The 6780-nt window shown below is 69.5% G+C and carries 7 protein-coding genes and 1 pseudogene; 1 reads left to right on the top strand and 7 read right to left on the bottom strand.

All coding sequences use genetic code 11. The annotated features are described in order from the left end of the window. The 5 genes and pseudogenes from ABZV38_RS27590 to ABZV38_RS27570 all read right to left on the bottom strand — a co-directional run. Window positions 1-94, bottom strand: a pseudogene (locus ABZV38_RS27590) (glycosyltransferase); the annotation flags it as partial. A 19-nt stretch (window positions 95-113) separates the two neighbouring features. Further along, on the bottom strand, window positions 114-1475 hold the full coding sequence (glmM, locus tag ABZV38_RS27585) for a phosphoglucosamine mutase (RefSeq protein ID WP_356331131.1): 1362 nt from the start codon (window positions 1473-1475) through the stop codon (window positions 114-116). Window positions 1476-1716: 241 nt separating this feature from the next. After that, complete coding sequence (gene rpsI / locus ABZV38_RS27580; RefSeq protein ID WP_030979658.1) at window positions 1717-2244, bottom strand: 30S ribosomal protein S9; 528 nt, start codon at window positions 2242-2244, stop codon at window positions 1717-1719. A 44-nt stretch (window positions 2245-2288) separates the two neighbouring features. Beyond that, the gene (gene rplM / locus ABZV38_RS27575) at window positions 2289-2732 is read right to left on the bottom strand and encodes a 50S ribosomal protein L13 (RefSeq protein ID WP_037688030.1); all 444 of its coding nucleotides are present in this window, start codon (window positions 2730-2732) and stop codon (window positions 2289-2291) included. Between the two features lie 312 nt (window positions 2733-3044). Next, entirely contained in the window at window positions 3045-4673 is a 1629-nt protein-coding gene (locus ABZV38_RS27570) for an ATP-binding cassette domain-containing protein (RefSeq protein ID WP_356331132.1), read from the bottom strand. Between the two features lie 58 nt (window positions 4674-4731). On the opposite strand from ABZV38_RS27570, the gene ABZV38_RS27565 reads away from it, so the two are divergent. Next, window positions 4732-5586: a hypothetical protein gene (locus tag ABZV38_RS27565; protein ID WP_356331130.1), complete on the top strand. Its 855-nt coding sequence runs from the start codon at window positions 4732-4734 to the stop codon at window positions 5584-5586. Between the two features lie 28 nt (window positions 5587-5614). On the opposite strand, the gene ABZV38_RS27560 is transcribed toward ABZV38_RS27565, so the two are convergent. Next, complete coding sequence (locus ABZV38_RS27560; RefSeq protein WP_356331129.1) at window positions 5615-5854, bottom strand: hypothetical protein; 240 nt, start codon at window positions 5852-5854, stop codon at window positions 5615-5617. Between the two features lie 38 nt (window positions 5855-5892). Beyond that, the gene (truA, locus tag ABZV38_RS27555; protein ID WP_356331127.1) at window positions 5893-6747 is read right to left on the bottom strand and encodes a tRNA pseudouridine(38-40) synthase TruA; all 855 of its coding nucleotides are present in this window, start codon (window positions 6745-6747) and stop codon (window positions 5893-5895) included. Between the last annotated feature and the right edge of the window lie 33 nt (window positions 6748-6780).

The following is a 6780-nucleotide window of genomic DNA, read 5'->3' as shown; positions in this document are numbered from 1 at the left end:
GCACGACGGTCGCCCCGAGGGTGCGGGCGAGGTCCGCCGATCCGTCGGTGGAGCCGTTGTCGACGACGCGTGCGTCGGGCCCCTCCGGCGTTCTGGAACAGCAGGACGACGCGCTACCCGAGCGCGGACTTCACCACATCGGCCAGCCGTCCGGCCACCGACCGCGCCTGCTCGATGTCGGCTGCCTCGACCATGACCCGCACCAGCGGCTCGGTGCCCGACTGGCGCAGCAGTACGCGGCCGGTGTCACCCAGCTCGCGCTCCGCCTCGTCGACCGCGGCCGCCAGCTCCGCCGACGTCTCGACGCGGGACTTGTCGACGTCCGGGACGTTGATCAGGATCTGCGGGAGCCGCTGCATGACCCCGGCGAGCTCGGCGAGCGTACGCCCGGTGGCGACGACCCGGGCCGCCAGCAGCAGGCCGGTCAGCGTGCCGTCACCGGTCGTGGCGTGGTCGAGAACGATGACATGGCCGGACTGCTCGCCGCCCAGCGCGAAGCCCTCGGCCTTCATCGACTCCAGTACGTAACGGTCGCCCACGGCGGTCTGGACGAGGTGGATGCCCTCCCGCTCCATGGCGATCTTGAAGCCGAGGTTGGACATGACCGTGCCGACCACGGTGTCCTTGCGCAGCTGTCCGGCCTCGCGCATGGCGAGGGCGAGCACGGCCAGGATCTGGTCGCCGTCGACCTCCTCGCCCGCGGCGTCCACGGCGAGGCAGCGGTCGGCGTCGCCGTCGTGCGCGATACCGAAGTCGGCGCCGTGCTCGACGACGGCAGCCTTCAGCAGGTCCAGATGGGTGGAGCCGCAGCCGTCGTTGATGTTCAGACCGTTCGGGGCGGCACCGATCGTGATCACCTCGGCGCCCGCCCGTGCGAAGGCCTCGGGCGAGACCCTGGCGGCCGCGCCGTGCGCCTCGTCGAGGACGACCTTCAGCCCGTCGAGCCGGTTCGGCAGGACCGCGACGAGGTGCGCCACGTACCGGTCGAAGCCCTCGGCGTACTCCGTGACACGGCCCACACCGGCGCCGGTCGGACGCTCCCACGGCGCACCGGTGCGGTGCTGCTCGTACAGCGTCTCGATCCGGTCCTCGAGCTCGTCGGAGAGCTTGTGACCACCACGGGCGATGAACTTGACCCCGTTGTCCGGCATGGCGTTGTGGCTAGCGGAGAGCATCACGCCGAGGTCGGCGCCCAGCGCGCCGGTGAGGTACGCCACCGCGGGGGTGGGCAGCACACCGACGCGCAGGACGTCCACGCCGGCGCTCGCCAGACCGGCCACCACAGCGGCCTCCAGGAACTCTCCGGACGCGCGGGGGTCACGGCCCACCACGGCTGTCGGCCGCCGCCCTCCGCCGGTGATGCCCGCCTCAGCAAGCACATGCGCCGCAGCGACCGACAGACCGAGCGCGAGCTCGGCCGTCAGATCCGCATTGGCGACACCGCGCACACCGTCCGTGCCGAAGAGTCGTCCCACTGGTGTCCTCCGAAGATGCTCCGAAACCGAACCGCAAAAAAACAAAACAAGCCACGACAAGTCAAAACGACTCAGGGCAAGACGCAAGGCGAGACGCATGACAGCGCGAGGAGTGATGCCGGCCAGGGCGGACCTATGAACGTCTCATGCCGTTATACGCCAGAGGGCGTCCATAGACGAACGCCCCGGAGGCACGAGAAGTGCCGCCGGGGCGAACGTGTAAAGCAGGTGAGCAGGCGGATTAGCGCTTGCTGTACTGCGGGGCCTTACGGGCCTTCTTGAGACCGGCCTTCTTGCGCTCGACCGCACGGTCGTCGCGGGAGAGGAATCCGGCCTTCTTCAGCGGGGCGCGGTTGTTGTCCACGTCCGCCTCGTTCAGCGCACGGGCGACACCGAGGCGCAGGGCACCGGCCTGACCCGAGACGCCGCCACCCGAGATGCGGGCGATGACGTCGTAGCGGTTGTCGAGCTCGAGCACCTTGAAGGGCTCGTTGACTTCCTGCTGGTGCACCTTGTTGGGGAAGTAGTCCTCAAGGGTGCGACCGTTGATCTTCCACTTGCCGGTGCCCGGAACGATCCGGACGCGGGCAATGGCGTTCTTCCGACGGCCAAGGCCGGCGGCGGGCTGCGGGTCGCCGAAGCGGGACGCCAGCGACTCGCTGGTGTACTCGCCCTCGACGGGAACCTCGGACTCGAAGGTGGTCACCTCGGCGAAGACCTCTTCGCCCTCGGTGCCCTCGATGGGGTTCTCAACAGTGGTCTCGGCCACGATTCTCCTCAGATCTTTCTTTATGTCTTAGGGGGAGGCCGGAACTACTGCGCGACCTGAGTGATCTCGAACGGGACCGGCTGCTGAGCAGCGTGCGGGTGCTGGTCGCCCGCGTAGACCTTGAGCTTCGAGAGCATCTGACGGCCCAGGGTGTTCTTGGGGATCATGCCCTTGATGGCCTTCTCGACGGCCTTCTCCGGGTTCTTGGAGAGCAGCTCGTCGTAGCGCACGGAGCGCAGACCACCCGGGAACCCGGAGTGGCGGTACGCCATCTTCTGGGTCTTCTTGTTGCCGGAGAGGTGAACCTTCTCGGCGTTGATGATGATGACGAAGTCGCCCATGTCCATGTGGGGGGCGTAAATCGCCTTGTGCTTGCCTCGGAGGAGGTTCGCAGCCGTGGTGGCCAGACGACCCAGGACGATGTCCTGCGCGTCGATGATGTGCCACTGGCGCGTCACATCGCCGGGCTTGGGGCTGTACGTACGCACGGTCGTAGCCTTCGCTTCTTCAGTGAGTGAGTCCTGACAAGGCCACCCGGACGATCGAACCAGCCGTGGCGGCGCTACGGGGACGCAACCCGAGTGCCTGCCGCTGGTCATCGGCCCGGTGAACCGGCGTAAGGGCCCCTCGCGTGAGAACGACCAAGCCAATACGCATAACAAACCAGAAGAATACCGTTGTCCCCCCGCACGGGTCAAAACGCGCCGCAGCCCGCCCCCAAAACCCAGCCCCTGCGGCGTTCGAGGAGCGGGGCCCGGGGGCGGATCCCCCGCAACACACCCGCACCCGTGCGCAGCCCCTTACCGCACCCGCTCCACCCGCCGCTCGTCCCACACCGGCTCCCTGGTCTCCCGCACCACCCCGTCGGACCCGAACACCAGATAGCGGTCGAACGACTTCGCGAACCACCGGTCGTGCGTGACGGCCATCACGGTCCCGTCGTACGCCTCGAGGCCGTCCTGCAGCGCCTCCGCCGACTCCAGGTCCAGGTTGTCCGTCGGCTCGTCCAGCAGCAGCGCAGTGGTCCCCGCCAGCTCCAGCAGCAGGATCTGGAACCGTGCCTGCTGCCCGCCCGACAGCTTCTCGAAGGGCTGGTCCCCCTGCCGCTCCAGCTCGTACCGACGCAGTACGGACATGGCCCCGCCCCGGTCCTTCGCGTGCTCGGTCCACAGGATCTCGACGAGCGTGTTCCCCATCAGCTCCGGATGGGCGTGCGTCTGCGCGAAGTGCCCGGGCACGACCCGCGCGCCGAGCTTCCACTCGCCCGTGTGCGCCACCGGCTCCCCGGCCAGCAGCCGCAGGAAGTGCGACTTGCCCGACCCGTTCGAGCCGAGGACGGCGACCCGCTCCCCGTAGAAGATCTCCAGGTCGAACGGTTTCATCAGCCCGGTCAGCTCGAGCCCCTTGCAGGTCACGGCCCGTACCCCGGTCCGGCCACCGCGCAGCCGCATCTTGATGTCCTGCTCGCGCGGCGGCTCCGGCGGCGGCCCCGCGTCCTCGAACTTCTTGAAGCGGGTCTGCATGGCCCGGTAGCGCGACGCCATGTCGGGACTGATCGCCGCCTGCTGCCGCAGCCGGTGGACCAGCGCCTTGAGCCGGGCGTGCTCCTCCTCCCAGCGGCGCAGCAGTTCCTCGAACCGCGCGAACCGGTCCTTGCGGGCCTGGTGGTACGTATCGAAGCCGGCGCCGTGCACCCACACATCGCTGCCCGCCGGGCTGGGCTCCACGCTGACGATCTTCTCGGCCGCCCGCGACAGCAGCTCCCGGTCGTGGGAGACGAAGAGCACCGTCTTCCGCGTCTCCTTGAGCTTCGACTCCAGCCACCGCTTGCCGGGGACGTCGAGATAGTTGTCCGGTTCGTCGAGCAGCAGCACCTCGTCCGGGCCGCGCAGCAGCGCCTCCAGCACGAGCCGCTTCTGCTCACCCCCGCTGAGCGTCCGCACCTCACGCCACTGCGCCTTCTCGTACGGAACGCCGAGCGCGGCCATGGTGCACATGTCCCAGACGGTCTCGGCCTCGTACCCGCGGGCCTCCGCCCAGTCGCTGAGAGCCTGCGCGTACGTCATCTGCGCGGCTTCGTCGTCGACGGTGAGAATCAGCTCCTCGGCCCTGTCGACGGCCTGCGCGGACTCGCGGATGCGCGGCTGGGCGACGGAGACCAGCAAGTCCCTGACCGTACGGTCGTCCCGGAACGATCCCACGAACTGCGGCATCACCCCGAGCCCGCCGCTCACCGACACCGTGCCGCCGTGCGGCTGGAGCTCCCCGGACAGGAGTCGCAGCAGCGTCGTCTTTCCGGCGCCGTTCGCCCCGACGAGGGCGACGACGGCCCCGTCCGCGACCCGGAACGAAGCATCGCCGAGCAGCACCCGCCCGTCCGGTAGGTAGTACTCCAGATGGCCCGCTTCAAGATGTCCCATGCACAGCATTGTCACGGCCCGCGAAGCCCTGGCCCAACCGGTTTACGTTCCGTCTAGGATTCGCCGCATGAGCTTTGGGCAAGGGGGGCCCTCCTGGGGGCCCGGGGGCAGTCAGACTCCGGACTGGGCGGCGCTGGCCGAGGCATCCGCCGCGCGGAGCCGTCGTAAGAAGTGGCTGCTGATCGGCGGCGGCGCGCTCGCCACCGCCGCGGTGGCGGCAATCGTCGCCGCAGCCGTCATCTCGACCAACAGCAACGGTGGCTCCACCGGCTCCGACAGGAACGCGAGCCGGCTGCCGGGGCCCGCCGATCTGCCGACCGGCTCGGCCGAGCCCGAGCCGTCCTTCTCCATGGTGGCGCCCCCGCCCCCGCCGGACCCGAAGGACTACGTCTCCGACGTGAAGAAGGACAAGGCGCCGCTCACCATCGACTCCTTCTACCCGGGCAAGAAGCTGACGATGGGCGACCGCGTGTACGCCAAGGGCGCCACGCACCGCACCACGAACTGCGCGGCGACCACGCAGGGCGCGCTCGGCTCGATCCTCGTGAACAACGGCTGCGACCAGGTCATCCGCGCCACGTACAGCAGGGCAGGGGTCGCCGTGACCGTCGGTGTCGCGGTCTTCGAGACGGAGGCACAGGCGAAGAAGTCGGCACAACAGGCCTCCGGCGGCCTGGCGTCGCTGAGCGGCGCGGGTGTGCAGACGTTCTGCCGCGGCGGTTCGATCTGCCGCCGTACGACCAACTGGTACGGCCGCTACGCCTACTTCACCATCGGCGGCTTCACGAACGGCAAGAACGTCACCAAGGCCGACAAGAACGTCTTCACCGTCGGCGACGACCTACGCAACTTCACGTTCCGTCAGATACGCCACCGAGGCGAGGTCCAGGCCTCCGCCGCGGCCACCGCACCGAACGGCTGAATCCTCGCTGCCCGCGGGGACCGCGGGGTCAGGCCGACACCCCGCGGCTCCTCAGCAGGGCCGTGTACGCCCCTTCCGCTGCTCTGCCGACAACCGTGCCGGGCGGAGTGAGTGCGAGGAAGGTGTCCGTGGTCCCGTGACGCAGGACGGACCCCTGGCGCATCACAGTGACGTGGTCCGCCTCCTCGGCGAGATCCGCGACGTCGTGCGTCGACAGCAGGAAGACTCTCGCCCCGTGCAGGCGTACGGCACATTGCGACCGCCGCAATCCGTGCTGCCGCCCGCGGCCGACCCCGCCCCCGGGGCTCAGCAGCACTCGCGCCCCGGCAGCGACCGCACATTGCGGGACTCCTTGTTGCGCACGGCAAGCAATTCGTCGGCCGGGTAGGCGACTTCCTCCAGCGTCAGCCCGTGCGGCCGCACCACATGCACTCCGGGATCCCGCACCCCGGCCGCCAGCACCTGGGCCGGCCACGGGTCGGGGCGGCGCCCGTCGCCCACGAACAGCATCGCCCCCACCAGCGCACGCACCATGTTGTGGCAGAAGGCGTCGGCCTGCACGGTCCCCGTGATGACCCCGGACTCCGCGTCCCGTACCCAACTCAGCTTCTGCAGCGCACGGATGGTCGTCGCGCCCTCGCGCTTCTTGCAGTACGCGGCAAAGTCGTGCTCCCCGAGCATCCGGTCCGACGCCGCGTTCATCGCGTCCGCATCCAACGGACGGTCGTGCCAGAGCACATGACCACGGGTCAGCGGGTCGGCGCCACCGGGCCGGTCGGAGATCCGGTACGCGTAACGCCGCCACAGCGCGGAGAAGCGCGCGTTGAACCCCGCCGGGGCCTCGGCCACCCGCCAGATCCGTACGTCGGGTGCCATCCGCCCGGCCATCCGCCGCAGCAGCAGCTCGCCGTGCTCGGCCCACACCTCGGCCGGCAGATCGACATGCGCGACCTGGCCACGGGCGTGCACCCCGGCGTCGGTGCGCCCGGCGACCGTCAGGTCGTACGTCCGCGGGGACCGCGTCACGGTCCGCAGCGCGTCCTCGATCTCCCCCTGCACCGTGCGCCGCGCGGTCTGCTTCGCCCAGCCGGAAAAATCCTTGCCGTCGTACGCAAGGTCCAGCCGCACCCGCACGAACCCGGGCTCTGCTTCGTCACTCACTGAACGATCCTCTCAGGCCTGAACAAACAGAAC

The organism is Streptomyces sp. NPDC005181 (assembly GCF_040608395.1).
In the GTDB taxonomy this organism is placed as follows: domain Bacteria; phylum Actinomycetota; class Actinomycetes; order Streptomycetales; family Streptomycetaceae; genus Streptomyces.
The sequence above is the reverse complement of the archived record's forward strand: the minus strand, read 5'-3'. Positions and strand labels throughout refer to the sequence as shown.

Bases quoted from the DNA above. Each gene is read 5' to 3' on its own strand.
- ABZV38_RS27570 (WP_356331132.1), bottom strand. From the start codon at position 4,673: ATGCTGTGCATGGGACATCTTGAAGCGGGCCATCTGGAGTACTACCTA.
- ABZV38_RS27565 (WP_356331130.1), top strand. From the start codon at position 4,732: ATGAGCTTTGGGCAAGGGGGGCCCTCCTGGGGGCCCGGGGGCAGTCAG.